Source organism: Labrenzia sp. PHM005, from assembly GCF_006517275.1.
Classification (GTDB): Bacteria; Pseudomonadota; Alphaproteobacteria; order Rhizobiales; family Stappiaceae; genus Roseibium.
On the sequence record NZ_CP041191.1, the window covers coordinates 5,485,837 to 5,503,071 of the forward strand.

The following is a 17,235-nucleotide window of genomic DNA, read 5'->3' on the forward strand; positions in this document are numbered from 1 at the left end:
CCCGCTATGACGCCTCAGAAGCTGGAAACAGTCAGGGCGGAGACGGGAATGAACAAGCCTTCACCGGGCTATCAAGCAACTGTGCGCTATCCTTTAAGGCGCCATCAGCAGCAGGTTTCCCGAAAGGCAGCAAATTCCGCAGACCGCCCGGTCAGGCTCATAGCAAAACCGCTACCCAAAAAACCAAATTGGGGCGCCCGGATGCTGATCGCTTTCTCTGGATGGTTGATCGGTGTTGCGGCAGTGTCTCTGGTGATGTTCGCCGAGTACCACTATCCGCTTGCGAAGAACCGGGATCCGGACCTCTTCGCGATTGTCATCGGAACAGGGCTCGCTGGCCACGCAATCTATGCGCTGATGGCTGCGCTGGCAGTTGCTTTGCTCACTGCTTTTAACCGGCGCAAGTGGATCTTGTGGGTTTTGATCGGTTTTGCCGGTGGCCTGGTCAGCATTTGACCAGACCTGGCTCTGTAACTTCAGTTTAAGCTACGGATCGTGTCTGGAAGATCCAGGGAAAAGGCAGGTACTTCGACCTGAAAGGTCGATCCATCCGACCGCTCCATTTCATAAGAGCCTGCCATGATGCCGGAATCTGTCGCCAGCGGACAATAAGACGAATACTCGTAGGTCTCGCCAGGCTCAATCACCGGCTGCTCGCCGACAACACCTTCGCCGCGAACTTCTTCCAGCCGACCCAAGCCGTCCGTAATCATCCAATACCGGCTCAAAAGCTGCACCGGCTGATCTCCGCCATTGTGGATCTCGACCAGATAGGCCCAAATGTACTCTTGCTCTTCCGGCTTCGACTCGTCATCCAGGTAATACGGCTCGACGGAGACTTCGATGCTGTGAGTGATGGCGCGATAACTGCCAGACACGTTTGATCCTTTTGACAATCTGGCCCAAGGGCCGTGTTAAGTTGGCTTATAGGGCGATTGACGCAACCGTGAAAGAGTGTGGCTTGTGAAAAGCGGCCGGATTTCGCATTAACGCCCTAACAATCTCTCTCTAAGACGCTTGATACATGTTAGACGCACGAATTCGCCCGCTGATAAATCCACCTTTGACCATGTTCGGGCTGCACCTGGCCCGTGTTGGCGTCAGCGCGAATACAATTACCATCACTGGATTCGGCTTTGGTGTTCTGGCCGCCGTGGCAATCGCCTATGGATATACATTTGCAGGATTTATCCTGATTGCGCTGAACCGGTTCTTCGATGGACTGGACGGGGCCGTTGCGCGCGCAAACAAAAAAACAGATCTCGGCGGTTATCTGGATATCACGCTCGATTTTTTCTTCTATGGCGCCATCCCGATTGCCTTTGCCTTCCTGTCTCCAGAGACCAATGCACTTCCGGCAGCCGCGTTGTTAGCAAGTTTTTACGCCAACGGATCGGCCTTTCTCGCCTTTGCCATCATGGCGGAAAAACGACGGCTTTCGACGTCCCGGCACGGTGTCAAATCGCTTTATTACCTGGGCGGGCTCGCAGAAGGCACAGAAACCATCGCGCTGTTTTTGCTGATGGCTCTTTTTCCTGCTTGGTTTCCGGTTCTCGCCTGGACGTTCGCAGCCATCTGCGCCGTCTCGGCTTGCGCGCGCGTCCTGATCAGCTACCACGCTCTGAAAGACTAAAGTCAGCGCGCAGCCAGCGTTTGGCTCTCGCAAAACTGCCAGAAACTTTGAGCTGCCTTGGATCTGGGGGCCGTTTCCCGCCTTGCCAAAACAATCGACCGCGGCGCGGAGGGTGACAGGGGTAAGACTCGCACGCCGACCGGATGTTCCGGCACTGCCAGCTCAGCGATGATCGAGTTGCCCAACCCCGCTTTGACCAATGCCAAAATGGAATTCACTTGCAGGATCGTATGACTGATCTGAGGTGCTATTCCGGCCACGGCAAACCATTTTTCTACCAGCGGTGCACTGCCGCCTTTGGTGAGAATAAAAGGGTCCACGCCAAAATCTGCGGCCTGAACTGCCACCTTATCAGCCAGCTTGTGATGATCTGGCACCAAAGCAACCAGTTGATCTGCGGCCAGTGGAACAATTTCTAGATCTTCGACATCCGGATCAGCCAAGATCGCGGCATCAACACCGCCTTCGCGTAAAACCGCCTGAAGCTGTTCGTCCGGAAACTCCAGAATTTCGACAGCAATGCCCGGAAATTTCAGCGCGAAGCTTCCCAGAAGTTTTGGCAGGATGTGAAAGGACGCGGACGATCCGAAAGACCCAAGGCGGACGGTACCGGTCCGGTTTTTGCGGACATCGTCCAGATGCCGCAACGCCTTGTCCTGTAACAAGTCGGCCTGCTGGGCATATTGCGCCAGCGCACTCCCCTCATCCGTCAAAGTCAGAGGCCGCGATCCACGAACAAGAAAAGCAACTCCAAATCGTTTTTCCAATTGGGCGATGCTCTTGCTGACGGCCGGTTGAGTCACGCCCAGCGCCCGCGCTGCGTCCGATACGCTCCCAGTCTCCGCAATCAACCGAAGCGCGCGCGCGACAACGAGGGGAATGTCCTGTGAGTTCATCGGCTTGATATAACTTGAGGTTATTTTTCTATTTCAATTCATTTCCATAAGTCATCAAAAAAAGCAATCTCCTTGGACGATCCTCATTATGCCTTTGGAAACTTGGTTGGCCTTTGTCGCTGCCTCCCTCATCCTGACCATGACACCTGGCCCGAGCATCCTGCTCGGTATGGTTCATGCCTTGCGTTTTGGCACTCGCAGAACGCTATTCACCGCGCTTGGTGACATCTCGGCAAACATGATTCAGATGCTTCTGGTCGCCATTGGCCTGGGCGTCATCGTTGCCAACTCAGCATTCGCCTTCCAACTCATCAAATGGGCTGGTGTGGCGGTCTTGATCTATATGGCGGTAAAGATGTGGCGCTCAGCGCCCAGCTTGCCGGAACCGGGTACTCCGGAACCGTCCATCCATCCAGCGCGCCTTTATGCGAGCGGTTTTGCGGTTGCCTTTGGGAATCCCAAGGCACTGGTTTTCTTCACAGCGTTCTTTCCGCAATTCATTGATCCAACGGCACCTTTTGCACCTCAGCTGTCGATTATGTGTCCGACCATGGCCGCACTCGATTTTTCGTTTGTCATGATCTACGCCATTGGCGCCAAACAACTGCTCGGCTTTTTACGGCAGCATCCAAAGTTGCTCAACCGGGCCGGCGGCGGAACGCTGATGGCCGCTGCCGGACTGTTGTCTGCCGCGAAGTGACGCGGAAGCGGCGGTTAATATCGCCGATGCAGATCAGCTAAGGGCCGAAAGCTCGATCCATCGCTTCAATGTCGTAATCGAGCAGCCAAGAGCGTAACTCTTTATAAGGCTTTAGAAGCGCAGAGCGCTGCATTGATACGAGATCGAGTCCTCTGTCGTCATAGGCGTGTAAAATGACGGCATTCGCGAAATCTACAATATAGGTTCGTGTGTTCGATGCCGATGGTTCGACCGGGACCTCCCTGGCCAAATCCAGCCAAAGAAGTTCAGCGATTTCCCATCGACTTCTTATAGGATGAAAGTACCAATACTCATCCACCTCATCAGACGTCCCTTCAGATTTTCGCGCATATGTCTTCTTGCGAAAATCTGGAAAGACGGTCTTTAGCCACTTGAACTTCGAATAGACTTCTCCGTCTGTCCCATAGCCGACAACAAGAGCGTACAGATTGTCGGGTTTGTCGAACACCGTTTCAGCTATCTTCACCGATCTTCGATGCGCCTGCAAAAAACGCCTTATCGGCTGATCCATACTCAATGGATCACCTAGTTCGAACCTGAGGCTGTGCTCAAACTGATAGAACAGACCGCCTGGTAGGCACTCTATTCCGAAAACCTCGAGGAAGCGTTCGTACACTTCTTGCTGCGCAGTTTTCTTCGACAACAGGTCACTCTCCCGGTTACGACTTAAATCGCCGCCAGGGCCTTCTCAACGTCTTCCAAAAGATCCTGCGGATCTTCCAATCCGACGGAGAGGCGCAGGATGCCGTCGGTGATGCCGAGCTCAGCGCGAGCCTCTTCCCCGATCGACTGGTGGGTTGTCGTGGCCGGATGAGTAATCAGGCTTTTGGCGTCCCCCAGATTGTTGGAAATCTTGATGAGGTCCAGTGCGTTGACAAACCTGAAGGCCGCCTCCTTGCCGCCTTCGATTTCCAGCGCCAGCATGGTCGAACCGCCGCGCATTTGGCGCTTGGCTACATCCGCCTGCGGGTGGTCGTCCCGGCCCGGATAAATAAGCTGCTTGACCTTCGCTTTTCCGGCTAAGAAATCAGCAATCTGACCGGCGCTGCTTGTCTGCTGAGCCACGCGGAGCGGCAGGGTCTCGAGACCTTTCAAGAGCACCCAGGCGCTGAACGGGCTCATATGCGGGCCAGTGTGTTTGACAAAGGGCATCACCTCCTCGGTGATCCACTCTTCATCGGACAAAACAACACCGCCGAGGCAACGCCCCTGCCCGTCAATGTGTTTGGTCGCGGAATAGACGACAACATCCGCGCCCAGCTCAAGTGGCGACTGGAACATCGGCGTCGCAAACACATTGTCGACAATCAAACGCGCGCCGACCGACTTGGCAATTTCCGCAACGGCTGCAATATCAATAACTTCCAGCGTCGGATTGGTCGGGCTCTCCAAAAATAGCGCCCGGGTGTTCGGCTTGACTGCTGCTTTCCACTGCTCAATGTCGGTGCCGTCAACAAGCGTGCTTTCAACACCAAAGCGCGGCAACAAAGTCTCACAGATGTAGCGGCAAGACCCGAAGAGCGCCTTGGCGGCGACCACATGATCGCCTGCCTTGACCGATGCCATCAGCGCCAGATTGACAGCCGCCATGCCGCTCGCGGTCGCTCTTGCGGCTTCTGCACCTTCCAGCATCTTGATGCGGTCTTCGAACATGGCCACAGTCGGATTGGCGTAGCGCGAATAGACAAATCCTGGGTCTTCACCGTTGAATCGGGCTTCGGCGGCTTCCGCATCGGTATAGACAAACCCTTGGGTCAGATACATGGCCTCGGACGTTTCGCCGAACGGTGAACGGGTGGTGCCGCCATGAACGAGTGCGGTTGCAGGGCGCCAGTTGGTTCCGGCGGTGTTCTTGGTGTCAGTCATGTCGATATTCGCTCCAAACGAAAAAACCCCAGCCTCAAGACCGGGGTTCGCACCTCCGGCCTATTTAGCGACTTATTTAACGTGGCTGCAAGCCGGCCGGCCCAAATCACCACGAGTTGGCTTTCACTTAAGCGAAAACGGCGGATTGGTCAATCTTGAGCCAAGGATTTCCTCGATCTAAGCAGAAAGTCTGTTGGCCTGACCCGCTGCATCCGCTAAGGACGGTAGACGACGAGTGCAGGATGAATTGATGAACGTTACAGCGGACCCAGCCACCACCGGAAGCGCGCTGCTTGAGGCCAGCGGGATTTTGCCCGAGCGCGTCATTCACGCCATGTTCGCGGCACAGGAGATTTCCTCTGAAATGCCACCGGTCACCGGCCAGGTTCAACCGGCCAGCCTGGATCTGCGGCTCGGGTCTGTTGCTTACCGGGTGCGCGCAAGTTTTCTGCCAGGTCCGGACATTAAAGTGGCCGACCGGCTGGAGCAGCTGAAGTTGCACACAATAGACCTGCAAGAGGGTGCGGTTCTTGAGACGGGGTGCGTCTACATCGTTCCCTTGCAGGAAAGCCTGGCGCTGCGAACCGACATTTCGGCAACCGCAAATCCGAAAAGCTCGACCGGCCGTCTGGACGTCTTTACACGGGTCATCACCGACAACGGTCAGGCCTTCGACACCATACCAGCTGGCTATACCGGCCCGCTATATGCCGAAATCTCGCCGCTCACGTTTCCGATCCTGGTGCGCTCCGGTTCGCGGCTCAGCCAGATCCGCTTCCGGCGTGGACAATCCCTGATCCCGGATGCCGATTTGGAGAACATCCATCAGGCAGAAACCCTGATGAGCGGTGGCAATGAGCGGATTGGCGGCGGGGTGCAGCTGTCTATTGATTTGGAAGGCACCGGCCCTGGCAGCCTGGTCGGTTATCGCGCCAAACATCACTCCGGCTTGATTGATGTTGATAAAGTCGGTGCACAGGACCCGCTCGATTTCTGGGAACCGATCTACCGGCGCCAGAACGCCGAACTGATCCTCGACCCGGATGCGTTCTATATTCTTGTCAGCCAGGAAGCGGTCCACGTACCGCCGGACTATGCGGCTGAAATGGTGCCATTCGATCCGCTGGTGGGCGAGTTCCGCGTTCACTACGCCGGTTTCTTCGACCCGGGCTTCGGCCATGCAGGCGCAGGCGGCATCGGTTCCCGGGCCGTTCTGGAAGTTCGCTCCCACGATGTGCCCTTTATCGTTGAACACGGCCAAACCATTGGGCGTCTGGTTTACGAACATATGGCCGAACGTCCGGCAACACTCTACGGCGAAGGCATCGGCTCTAACTACCAGGGCCAGGCACTGAAGCTGTCGAAGCATTTTCGGGCAGTTGAGTGATCAGCCTTCCATTATGCGTAACCGTCCTAATGTCATCCTGGGCAAGCGAAGCGCGACCCGGGATCGGCAGGCCGCAAATTATCGGCCGAATGGGCGCGGATTATAGACGATCCATTCAGCTCTCCGATCCCGCATCTTCGCTTTCGCTGCGTGCGGGATGACGCGCCAATATGCCCTTCAAAACCATCACCCGCGAATTCGAAGGTTTTCTGGAGGACCGGAAATCCCGATTTCTGGCGTTTCTTGTGCCAGTTGGCCAGTTCGAAGCCCGGCTGGAGGAGTTGCGCAAGGAGCATAAGAAGGCCAACCACATCGTCACCGCCCACCGACGCCTCCTGGACGATGGCCGAATTGAAGAAAGCGGCAAAGATGATGGCGAACCGGCCGGGACTTCCGGCATGCCGACTTTGCGTGTTCTTCAAGGGGCTGAGCTGATCAACTGCGCGGTCTTGATTGTCCGCTATTTCGGTGGCACCAAACTTGGCGGCGGCGGACTGGCCCGCGCGTATTCGGGCGCTGCCCAAGACGCTATCAGCAATGCAGAGCTGATCCCGTTCCAAAAATTTGTGACAAAGACAGTTAGCGCCAATTTTGCGTCCAGCTCTGAGTTAGAGCGGCAAATCGTTATTCTAGGACTGAGTGTCGTTGCCCGCGAATATACAGAAACAGGTGTAAATCTGACGGTGGAGGGGCCCGAAGATGATCTGGCACGCATTTAGACACACCCTGGCCAACTAATCATCACCTTCGCCTGCGATAAACACCTGACCCTACAACCAGTGTGATATACTCTTGTCACAACACGAGGCAGGTATCGGCGGTGTGGTGCCAAAAACTCCTCACCGTCACGTGTGTGGGAGTGGCCAAGTGGGACGTTTCGGCTATCTGGTTTTATGGATCCTCATTTCCCTCTTTTCCGTAGGGGCTGCAGTCTCGGGCGAAAAAGTGGCCCTGGTCATCGGCAACTCGCGCTATGAGCACGTCTCCCAACTGCCCAACGCTGCACAGGATGCGACCGACATCGCACAAACGCTCAATCGCTTAGGTTTCCGGGTCCTCTATGGCACCGACCTCAGCCGGTCTGAAATCCTCAGCCTTGCACAACAAACGCGGAAATCCCTTGCGCCAGATGACATCGCCCTTTTCTATTTTGCAGGCCATGCGGTTCAGATTGGCGCTGAGAATTTCATTATTCCGGTAGATGCGCATGGAGAAGATGCGGACACCATCAAACAGACTTCGGTCAAACTTCAGACCATTTTGGCGGAGATGGAAAGCAAGGCAGACCGCAACATTGTCATTCTGGATGCCTGCCGCAACAATCCCTTTGCCATTTCCGCGGCTTCGCGGTCGATCGGCGGTTTTGCCCGCGGCCTTGCCAAAGTGGACGCTGGAGTTGGCTCGTTCATCGCTTTTTCAACTCAGCCCGGCAACATTGCGCTGGATGGCGATGGCCGCAACAGCCCGTTTACAACAGCCCTCTTGAAATACCTGCCCTCCGCGGACGATGACCTTCATGAGGTGATGCGCAAGGTCCGCCGCAGTGTCGTCGAAGCCACAAACAGCAGCCAGATCCCCTGGGAGAATTCATCGCTGATTGAACGGATTTATCTCGGAGTGCAGCCTTCCCGGCCAAGCACAATTGGCGAGCTTCCAGCACCGTCCCCGCAGCCGCAGCGTATACCGCAGCCCCAGCAATTTGATCAAACAGCATTTCCTTATGAAGTCGCCGGTCTGAACCCCAACGGCGATGGATTTCTGGCCCTGCGCAGCGGCACAACGTCGTCTTCACAAAGGCTCCTCAAAATGCCGGAAGGAACACCTTTGCAAGTTCTGGGACAAGCGGGCGTCTGGTTTAATGTGCGGACAGCTTCCGGGGCGGTCGGCTGGGCTCATTCCAAGTGGATCCGCTTTGTCGGCGTCAGAGGTTCATTGCCGCAAGAGAGCTGTGACAGCCTCTGGTATGAGAGGAACGCCATATTTGCGCGCAACGGCTATTGTTTTCGAAGCGCCCGCGGCCGCCAGACATTTTCCAATGCAGGCTGCCGGGTGGGCGTTTCTGCAGGCAACATCCCCTTGAGCGCGGCTGAAAGGCGGGAAGTGGCCCGGCTGGTTGCCCGCGAAAAAGCCCTGCACTGCAGATAGTTCGACACACCATCACGCGTTGTGCGCGAACCAGGCCATGTAGTCTGCTTGAGCTAGGAAACTCCTGGTCCTCCGGGAATGCTCGCTAGCCCAATTGCCTATCTCCCGTGCCCCTGCTCGCGAGTTGGCCAGGCGCCAAAACTTCTATTTGAAATAATATTATCTGCCGGACCAGCAACATATCCGGTCGCCTCTTCGTCAGACATTATCCAAACACACTCTTCAATTGCATTTCCTTACGGAATGCATTAAAAAGTAGAGATGCGGTAATTTATTAATTGAATAATTTCGACAACTAACCGTGAGAACACAAACGCCTATCACGAACATTTAGCTTATCAATACTGACATTTTTTAGACTTAACCCAGCACTGCCGCCGCCTCTTCTCTAACTGAGAAGAATTCGAAATATATAGCATTGCACATACTCTGCGCTCCTAAATGGAACGCCTGAAACGAACTAAAAACACTTCATTACCATAGCCCCGCGTCCCAGGACCGGCAGCACCCGCTCCACGTCTCCGCCAGGAGATCCACGTGGTTGCCTGACATAAGACCAAATTCCGCTGCGCATTCCGCCTCCCATACAGTGAGGCAACCGGCACCCAAAACCGCAGCGTTCAACAAGGGAGGGAATTATGACACATCCTTTGACACTGACCCTGAAGATCAAGCAAGATCCGCAAACTCTCGCGGCACTCGAAGACCTCAAAAATAGTTTTGCTGAGCACGTTCAGCCTTTGATCGAGGCAGCACTCAGAAAATCCAAGTTGGTGCATTTTGCGCGTGTCGCTGTCATTGGCGACAATGAATATATCCAGGTCATCACCGAGTATGACGGTGGCCACCGCGAATACACTGAATTCTTTCGCCGCGAACTGACACCAGTTTTTGCCAAGATCTTTTCGCTCGCCGATGGCGTGCCCGATGTCACCGATCCGGCCGCCTTCTTCGAATTTTCGAAAAACGCCAATGTCCGCACATTAGGCCTCTCCACGGATGGTGCGAAGGACATGAACGGAGACCAATCCGGCTGGCTGTTTTCGGCCTATGACCATGCCGAAGTGAAAGACGTGCTCGGCGCACTCCACGCGGAAGCTGCCGAATAAACTCAAACCGAGGGGGAGGCGAAAATGCGACCGGAGCCGGAAAATGTGCAAAGCCTGTTCATTACCCGCTACCGGCACGAACACAGGGTTATTCTGTTGTTCCGCATCGGCTCCCCTTCTGCGGCTCAATCCTTCTTGAGCCATTGGGCGTCCACCGTGAATGGCGGGCAGGCACCAAAAGGATCTTATGCCGATACCAGCGGCAGCCCGCTCGCTCCGGTCTATCACTTCGCCTTCAACTGGCAAGGCACATCGCTGCTGTTAAAAGCCCGCAACAGCCAGACCATGGGACTTGACCCCGATGCTATCGGCACGGATCTGGAAACTTTCTTCACCCGGGAAGACAATGCGCCCTATGCGCCATCGACCGTTGACGACCTCAGTTTGAATGGGCTCAACACGCCAGAAAACTGGTGGGCAGCAGACACTGATCAATCCGCTTTCCATATTGCCATGCTGTGTTATTTCGCTGACGAGGCGCAAAAAACGGAACAGCTGGCCGCCATTCGCACAGCCGCCGCGGAGAGCGGCCTTACAGAATGGCAGTTTCCATCATTTCAAGACAAGGCGCTTTCCGGCAAAATCCCGCATAAGGGCATTCTGCACTTTGGCTTTCGTGACGGTATTTCGAAGGTCGACATTGACTGGAAGGACATCGGAGAACCCGGCAAGGTCGACTTCCGGGAAGTTCTGCTGGGCTATAGCAACGAAACCTATCCGACCAACCCAGTGAACCCAGGACCATGGAACGACTTTGTCCGTGATGGCACGTATTTGAATTTGGCTTGGCTTTATCAGGATGTTGCATCCTTCAACCGGTTCCTGAAGGACAATCGCGCCGCCGCCGAAACTCAAAGCGGATCAGCCGATCCGGAGGAATGGCTTGCGGCAAAACTGATGGGGCGCTGGCGCAACGGGTCGGCACTCGCAACACATCCCAATGAGAGCCCTGATCAAGCAGATCTATCGAATGATTTTGGATATGCCAATGATGGTGATGGCGAAACGACGCCGCTGCATTCGCATATCCGGGTGTGCAATCCGAGGGATCAGGCTCTAAGCGCGGCCAATCAGAGCCGGTTCGCCGCCGGCCCTCCCCGCCTTGTCCGGCGCGGCTTTTCGTATGGTCCGCCGCTGGAAGGCACAGAAGACGACGGCCAAGACCGGGGCCTGATCGGGGTGTTTGCCTGTGCCCGCATCAACGAACAGTTCTACACCGTGCTCCGTTGGATCCAGCGGACGGAATTCAGCGATCATTTTGACACGATCCGGCGCGGCAACCGGCGCCAAGACATGATGTTCGGGTTGCGGGACAAACCGAGGGCGGAAACCACCAGCTACATCCCCTCAACAAACGGGGTGGCGCCGTTAAAACTGCCGCTCTCCGACTTCATCCGGTACAAGGGCCTGGCAATCTTTTTTGCACCCAGCCTGAAAACGCTGACCTATCTTGCCGGGCAATGACGGGAAGCCACTTCGTTCCGCATTCAAATCTTTCTTGATTGCCCCCACTCACGGTAAGCTGATGTGTAATCCGGACGTTGCTCCGTATGTATCCGCCCTCCGGGAGACGTCACAATGCAGACCCGCCCAGGCGCACTGATCAGTGCCCTGATTTTGATCTTTACCCTTCTTGGCGGTCTTTGGCTCACATTGGACGAAGGTGAGCCGCCGGCAACTCTCCTTTTGGACAGACCTGCGACCAGCGCTCTTGAACGCAAAATCGGGCACTTGATCATGGTCGGTTTCAACGGGACCAAACCTAAGGACCCCGGCGTCAAGGCCGTCTCCGCGCAACTCGCCGATGGCAAAATCGGCGGTGTGATGCTGCTATCCCGCAATATTCAGACTAGCCGACAGCTTAAAGTCCTTACACAGCATTTGGCACGGCAAAATAAGAGTGTGCCAGTTTTTATTGCGGTCGATCAGGAAGGCGGGCGTGTTCAGCGCTTAAGCCGCCTGGGCGGTAACGCCTCCTGGCTTTCCGCTGAAAAACTCTCCCGCAAAACGGATAACTGTTCTAAAGAGGCCGTCCGCGCCTACTACGACCGCCATGCTCAAGTTCTGCCAGACCATCATATCAATGTGAATTTCGGTCCTGTTGTCGATCTCAACCTCAATCCTGATAATCCCGTCATCGGCAAATCAAAAAGAAGCTTCTCCGCAGATCCGGAAACAGTGATCCGCTGCGCAGCTGGCTTCATCACAGCCCATCAAGCGCTTGGTGTCGCAACAGCGCTCAAACATTTTCCGGGTCATGGCACGACAACCGTGGACAGCCATCACGGGCTACCAGTCATCGATAGCACATGGCGGAAGCAAGAACTCACCCCTTACAAGGCGCTCGCTCAAATGGGGCACGCCGATATGATCATGATGGGTCATCTGGTGCACCAAAGGTTTTCTGATGCAGGTACCCTGCCCGCGTCCCTGTCACAGAAGGGTATTCAAGCGGCGCGCACGGCCGCTGGACCAGAAACCGTCCTCATAACCGATGATCTGGAGATGACGGCTGTCTCTAAAGATTTTCCGATTGAAGCAGCCGCGCTCAAGGCGCTGGCGGCCGGCAACGATATTGTCCTGTTTTCCAGCTTCGAGCGCTTTGATCCGGGATTGGGAGATCGGCTGAATGCGGCCATTGCCGCTGCGGTCAAAGACGGCCGACTTAAGGAGGATCAGATCGACCGGTCAGTCACACGTATAAAAGCGCTGAAGCGAAAACTCACGCCCCAGCCGCAACCGGCCGGTTGACATTTGATCCGTTCAAATGACCCAGCTGACCGCGGTTCATTCCAGATAGCCGCACAGACCTGCCGCTTGGCAAGCGTTCCCCATGCTCCACCTTACGGGGTCATGGCCTGCTGCCGCAGCTCTTTCAGCTCAGCCCTGAGCGCTTTGACTTCCTCCAGGATCTGACCCGTTTCATCGTGGATCGCCTGCCGGTTGGCGTCAGCTTCGGCTTCATGTTCTTCCTGCATGGCCGAAACGATAATCCCGATGAAGAGGTTCAGAACCGTAAAGGCGGTGCACAGAATGAATGGCACGAAGAACAGCCAAGACAGTGGGTAAACCTCCATCACCGGCCGGACGATGCCCATCGACCAGCTTTCCAAAGTCATCACCTGGAACAGGGTATAGAGCGACAGACCGATGTCGCCGAACCATTCCGGAAAGGTTGCGCCATAAAGCTTAGTCGCCATCACCGCAAAGACATAAAACACCAGCGCCATCAGCACCATGATCGAGCCCATGCCGGGTAAGGCAGCAACCAGCCCACCGATGACCCGGCGCAGTGATGGCACCACGGAAATAAGGCGTAAAGCGCGCAAGATCCGCAAGGAGCGCAAGACCGATAGCGAACCGGACGTTGGCATGACGGCAATGACCACGATGGCAAAGTCGAACAAGCTCCATGGATCTTTGAAAAAGCGCAGACCATGGGCATAGAGCCGCAGAGCCAGCTCAACGACAAACACCATCAGGATGATTTTATCGAGTGTCAGGAGAAGCGGACCGGCGACGGCCATGACCGCCGGACTTGTTTCCAGACCCAAGGTCACCGCATTCACGACAATGATGCCGATGATCCAGTATTCCCATTTGCGTGAGGTTACGAGGGCCTTGACCAGATCCCGCATTGTCCGTCCTAAATGTTCTGAAATCGCCTGGTGGCGCTTGCGCCGCGCGGAACATGGCGACTTCTCCGCTGGGATGCAAGAGTGGGCGTCAACATTTGCCAGGTTTCAAGCCGCTCTTTTTGCACTGGGAGCCGTATTTGCCGTGGAAGGAATTTAGTCTTTCAGACTATTAGTTTAAATGCAGACTGCATTCTTTTGACATTTTCTGAATGTTAAAACTCCGCATGAACAATCCCTTTGAACACTCACCAACGCGGAAGAGAAAACACTGTGGTTAGATGGCGCACTCTTTTATGCGCAGTTTATGTTTTCGCGCTAACGACCGCTCCAAAAGCAGATAATCAGGTGAGGATTTGTTTTGAAAACTGGCCGCCATATTACGCGATCAATGAAGCCGGTGCTGCCGAAGGGGTTGTGACGGAGCTCATTCGAAACATTCTCCACAATGCTGGACTACACGCAGAATTCTTCAACAAGCCCCCCATCCGCTGCCAAGCCGAACTGCGCAGTGGAAAAATGGATATGGGGCTGACAGCCGATACCGCCAAAGACGGCATATTGCTCGGCAGCACAGCGCTGACCCATTGGATTATTGCTGCAGTTGTTCCCGCGAATGCTGAAGAAAAGCGGTTTTCTGGCCTGGACGCCTATCAGGGAAAACGGGCTTTGCAGATCGCTGGATATGATTACCCTGCGATCATTCGAGATTTCGAACCCCGCTGGAAAATAGAACAGGTGGATTACACCCCCGTTTTGGAGGAGGAGGCGGCAATCACGCCCTATCGTATGCTGGAATCCGGACGCGCAGATCTGCTGCTAGAAGATCTTTATTGGTCTGAATATGTCATTGAAACATACGATCTGAACCTCAAGGTCTTACGCCCTGCCGTGGCCGTGGTGCGCGGGTACGCCGGATATGCGCAGCAGCGCCGCGACTTGAAAGACTTGGTCGAACAACACCTTGCCGTCCTGGCTGCAAACGGCAAACTATCTGAACTCTATCGCGCAACCACCGGCATTTCTTGGGATGTTCTGGACAATCAAAATCCAGCAAATTGAACAAACCCAAACGTTTGCGAATTTGCTTCTCGAATTTGATATGATAGATGAAATCAAACAGCGCAGTATTCACCAACTGAGGTGATGTGGCTTGCGCGGGTGTAGCTCAATGGTAGAGCAGAAGCTTCCCAAGCTTAAGACGGGGGTTCGATTCCCCTCACCCGCTCCAATAATTTCAATGACTTAATTAGCTAATGATCATGCGCCTGTTTTATGGGGAAGCAATTGGCACCCTTTCACGTTCTGCATTTTTGGTGACGAATCTCTATCTTCTTGGGATTGGCAACGGTATTATTTTTCTGTCGACGTCTCCGACCATTTATTCATAGTATTCGGGATGGTGTTGCTCTCCTCCAAGATAGAAGAGCGCGTCTAGCTCATCGAGCTTCCTCGCGTCATGACACTCCGCTATAGCACCATAAATCTCGCGCCCTGCGGGACGGACCTTCGTGCACCCCCCCAAATGTCGACCGTATCGACCATGCGCATCCAAGGGCAGCCATTGCTTTCGCCTTTCGGATTTGGGCCGCCAATGCTGCGCAACCGTGTCAGATTTTTGTGCTCACTGAAGTTGCTTGATTGTGCAAGTACTTCCTTGCCTCAAGCAGTGGAAGAACGGTGTCCAAAAGCCGGACCACATAGGTTCGATATTTTTCACGATGCTCGACGTTTTTTTTTGAAGTCAAACTTGTCTCTTGAGTCTGAAGTGAAAGTGTGTAATTCGAATAATAGAAAAAGTGTCGCATATATGAAATTCATATCCTTAAGAGGGTTTGGGAGTTGAGATGATTAATCCGATGGATTTGACAGGCCGCAACATTCTGATCACTGGCGCCGCCCAGGGGATCGGAGAGGCTGTCGCCAGGCTAGCTCATGAACTTGGCGCGCATGTCGTTCTAAATGATTTGCAGGGGGACAAACTGAAATCGATTGCTGATGATCTCGGCAGCCGGGTGGATGTCTGCGCCGGCTCGGTTTCAGATTATGAGTTCGTCCAGGGAATGGTGAGCGATGCGGTTGCTCGTAATGGTGCTCTTCATGGCCTTGTCAACAATGCCGGGATTGTACGGGCAGCGATGGCAAAAAACATGACGCCGGAAACCTGGCAGTCGGTCATCGACATTAATCTAACTGGAGTATTCTACTGTTTACAGGCTGTTGGCCAGCATATGCTGGAGCGTATCGAGGCGGGCGACACCTCTCCGGCGTCAATCGTTAACATCAGTTCCGATGCGGGACGCCGCGGGACGATCGGTCAGATCAATTATGGCGCCGCAAAATCTGGTGTCATGGGGCTGACAATGAGTTCAGCCCGCGAATGGTCCCAATTCGGCATTCGCATCAATTCGGTCCTGTTCGGCGTCGTTGAAACGCCGATGACTGAAGTGATCCGCTCCGACAAGTTCCGCGATGGTGTGATGGCACAAGTCCCTATGAAGCGATTCTCCACCGCTGCCGAGGTTAGTCAGCCGGTGTGCTTCCTACTTTCTGAGGGAGCCAGCTACATGACCGGACAACATGTTTCGGTCAATGGCGGCTACACCATCGGCGTTTGAGGACTTTGTTCGAATAACGGAATTTTGGGAGTGGAATTATGACTTTGGGATTCGCTGAGCCAAGCGGTTATACCGAAGATCAAATGTTGATCCGCGAGAGCATCGCCCGGCTGTGTGAGCCGTTCGATGATCAGTATTGGCTGGATCGCGACAACGACGGCCAATTTCCGGATGACTTTTGCGATGCCATCGCCAAAGGCGGCTTTCTGGGTATCGCCATGCCGGAAAAATACGGCGGCTCGGGAATGGGGATCCTGGAGGCCGCGACCATGGTGCAGGCGATTACCGAAAGCGGTGCCGCCAATGCCGGGTTCGCGTCCATTGCCATCAACATTTTCGGATTGAACCCTGTTGTGGTGTTTGGCACCGAAGAGCAAAAAAGCCGCTGGTTGCCGGGCATCATCGACCGAACGGACACAGCGTGTTTCGCTGTGACTGAACCAAATACCGGACTGGACACGACGCGCTTGAAAACCCGTGCTGTCAGAGATGGTAACAAGTGGGTCGTCAATGGCCAAAAGACATGGACGTCGACCGCCCAAAAGGCCAACAAAATGCTCCTGATCGCCCGAACGCGCGACGAAAATGAAGTGGAGCGTCCTATTGATGGGCTATCGCTGTTCTATACGGACCTCAACCGGGACAACGTCGAAATCCGCGAAATCGCCAAGATGGGCCGCAAATGCGTGGATTCCAATCAGGTGTTCATCGACCAGCTGATGATCCCGCCAGAAGACTTGATCGGGGAAGAAGGCAAGGGCTTCCGGTATCTCCTGCATGGGCTGAATGCGGAGCGGATTTTGATTGCCGCATCCCTGGTTGGTATCGGGCGGTGCGCCTTGGATAGAGCCGCCACATACGCCAATGACCGGCATGTCTTTGGCCGGCCGATCGGAATGAACCAGGGCATTCAGCATCCATTGGCCGAAAGTTGGGCGGAACTGGAAGCTGCCAACTTGATGGCATTCCGGGCTGCAGCTGTCTACGACGCCGGCCAGGAATGCGGCAAGGAAGCCAACGCTGCGAAGTATCTTGCTGCGGAAGCCGCTTTCAAGGCAACCACCAATGCGGTGATGACGCATGGCGGCATGGGGTATGCAAAGGAATTCCATGTCGAACGTTACATGCGCGAGGCGATGATCCACCGGATCGCGCCTGTCAGCCCGCAACTCATCCTGTGTTATTTGGCCGAGAAAGCGCTTGGCCTTCCCAAATCCTATTGAGG

17 protein-coding genes, 1 tRNA gene and 1 riboswitch are annotated in these 17,235 nt (G+C 54.8%); of the genes, 13 read left to right on the top strand and 5 right to left on the bottom strand.

The window, feature by feature from the left end:
* Positions 1–48 precede the first annotated feature (48 nt).
* Entirely contained in the window at positions 49–456 is a 408-nt protein-coding gene (locus tag FJ695_RS24810) for a hypothetical protein (protein ID WP_141187944.1), read from the top strand.
* Positions 457–476: 20 nt separating this feature from the next.
* Here FJ695_RS24810 and apaG read toward each other — a convergent pair whose 3' ends face one another.
* On the bottom strand, positions 477–878 hold the full coding sequence (gene apaG / locus FJ695_RS24815) for a Co2+/Mg2+ efflux protein ApaG (RefSeq protein WP_168206480.1): 402 nt from the start codon (positions 876–878) through the stop codon (positions 477–479).
* Between the two features lie 146 nt (positions 879–1,024).
* Here apaG and FJ695_RS24820 point away from each other — a divergent pair, with 146 nt between their 5' ends.
* Entirely contained in the window at positions 1,025–1,633 is a 609-nt protein-coding gene (locus FJ695_RS24820) for a CDP-alcohol phosphatidyltransferase family protein (protein WP_141187946.1), read from the top strand.
* 2 nt (positions 1,634–1,635) lie between these two features.
* On the opposite strand, the gene FJ695_RS24825 is transcribed toward FJ695_RS24820, so the two are convergent.
* Complete coding sequence (locus tag FJ695_RS24825; protein WP_141187947.1) at positions 1,636–2,529, bottom strand: LysR family transcriptional regulator; 894 nt, start codon at positions 2,527–2,529, stop codon at positions 1,636–1,638.
* Between the two features lie 88 nt (positions 2,530–2,617).
* On the opposite strand from FJ695_RS24825, the gene FJ695_RS24830 reads away from it, so the two are divergent.
* Entirely contained in the window at positions 2,618–3,229 is a 612-nt protein-coding gene (locus tag FJ695_RS24830) for a LysE family translocator (RefSeq protein WP_141187948.1), read from the top strand.
* Between the two features lie 37 nt (positions 3,230–3,266).
* Here the strand turns inward: FJ695_RS24830 and FJ695_RS24835 are convergent, their stop codons facing one another.
* Positions 3,267–3,893 carry a DUF3885 domain-containing protein gene (locus FJ695_RS24835; protein ID WP_141187949.1) on the bottom strand — a complete coding sequence of 209 codons (627 nt, stop codon included), beginning with the start codon at positions 3,891–3,893 and terminating at the stop codon, positions 3,267–3,269.
* Between the two features lie 23 nt (positions 3,894–3,916).
* Entirely contained in the window at positions 3,917–5,116 is a 1,200-nt protein-coding gene (locus tag FJ695_RS24840) for an O-succinylhomoserine sulfhydrylase (protein WP_141187950.1), read from the bottom strand.
* Between the two features lie 43 nt (positions 5,117–5,159).
* Positions 5,160–5,239, bottom strand: a riboswitch (SAM riboswitch).
* Positions 5,240–5,366: 127 nt separating this feature from the next.
* Here FJ695_RS24840 and FJ695_RS24845 point away from each other — a divergent pair.
* From FJ695_RS24845 to FJ695_RS24870, 6 genes are all read left to right on the top strand, one after another.
* Complete coding sequence (locus tag FJ695_RS24845) at positions 5,367–6,503, top strand: 2'-deoxycytidine 5'-triphosphate deaminase (RefSeq protein WP_141187951.1); 1,137 nt, start codon at positions 5,367–5,369, stop codon at positions 6,501–6,503.
* Positions 6,504–6,673: 170 nt separating this feature from the next.
* A complete protein-coding gene (locus FJ695_RS24850) occupies positions 6,674–7,222 on the top strand; it encodes a YigZ family protein (protein ID WP_141187952.1) in 549 nt (182 codons plus the stop codon).
* Between the two features lie 148 nt (positions 7,223–7,370).
* On the top strand, positions 7,371–8,648 hold the full coding sequence (locus FJ695_RS24855; RefSeq protein ID WP_141187953.1) for a caspase family protein: 1,278 nt from the start codon (positions 7,371–7,373) through the stop codon (positions 8,646–8,648).
* A 638-nt stretch (positions 8,649–9,286) separates the two neighbouring features.
* Positions 9,287–9,757, top strand: coding sequence for a hypothetical protein (locus FJ695_RS24860; protein WP_141187954.1), 471 nt, complete (start codon positions 9,287–9,289; stop codon positions 9,755–9,757).
* Between the two features lie 24 nt (positions 9,758–9,781).
* Positions 9,782–11,221, top strand: a complete 1,440-nt coding sequence (locus FJ695_RS24865; protein ID WP_141187955.1) for a hypothetical protein — start codon at positions 9,782–9,784, stop codon at positions 11,219–11,221.
* A 114-nt stretch (positions 11,222–11,335) separates the two neighbouring features.
* On the top strand, positions 11,336–12,508 hold the full coding sequence (locus FJ695_RS24870; protein WP_141187956.1) for a glycoside hydrolase family 3 N-terminal domain-containing protein: 1,173 nt from the start codon (positions 11,336–11,338) through the stop codon (positions 12,506–12,508).
* 92 nt (positions 12,509–12,600) lie between these two features.
* On the opposite strand, the gene FJ695_RS24875 is transcribed toward FJ695_RS24870, so the two are convergent.
* Entirely contained in the window at positions 12,601–13,395 is a 795-nt protein-coding gene (locus FJ695_RS24875) for an ion transporter (RefSeq protein WP_141187957.1), read from the bottom strand.
* A gap of 345 nt (positions 13,396–13,740) precedes the next feature.
* On the opposite strand from FJ695_RS24875, the gene FJ695_RS24880 reads away from it, so the two are divergent.
* The 4 genes from FJ695_RS24880 (at position 13,741) to FJ695_RS24895 (ending at position 17,233) form a co-directional block, all read left to right on the top strand.
* Positions 13,741–14,454: an ABC transporter substrate-binding protein gene (locus tag FJ695_RS24880; RefSeq protein ID WP_168206481.1), complete on the top strand. Its 714-nt coding sequence runs from the start codon at positions 13,741–13,743 to the stop codon at positions 14,452–14,454.
* Positions 14,455–14,549: 95 nt separating this feature from the next.
* A tRNA-Gly gene (locus FJ695_RS24885) sits at positions 14,550–14,623 on the top strand.
* 616 nt (positions 14,624–15,239) lie between these two features.
* The gene (locus tag FJ695_RS24890) at positions 15,240–16,010 is read left to right on the top strand and encodes an SDR family NAD(P)-dependent oxidoreductase (RefSeq protein ID WP_141187959.1); all 771 of its coding nucleotides are present in this window, start codon (positions 15,240–15,242) and stop codon (positions 16,008–16,010) included.
* Between the two features lie 38 nt (positions 16,011–16,048).
* The gene (locus FJ695_RS24895) at positions 16,049–17,233 is read left to right on the top strand and encodes an acyl-CoA dehydrogenase family protein (protein WP_141187960.1); all 1,185 of its coding nucleotides are present in this window, start codon (positions 16,049–16,051) and stop codon (positions 17,231–17,233) included.
* The last annotated feature ends 2 nt before the right edge of the window (positions 17,234–17,235 follow it).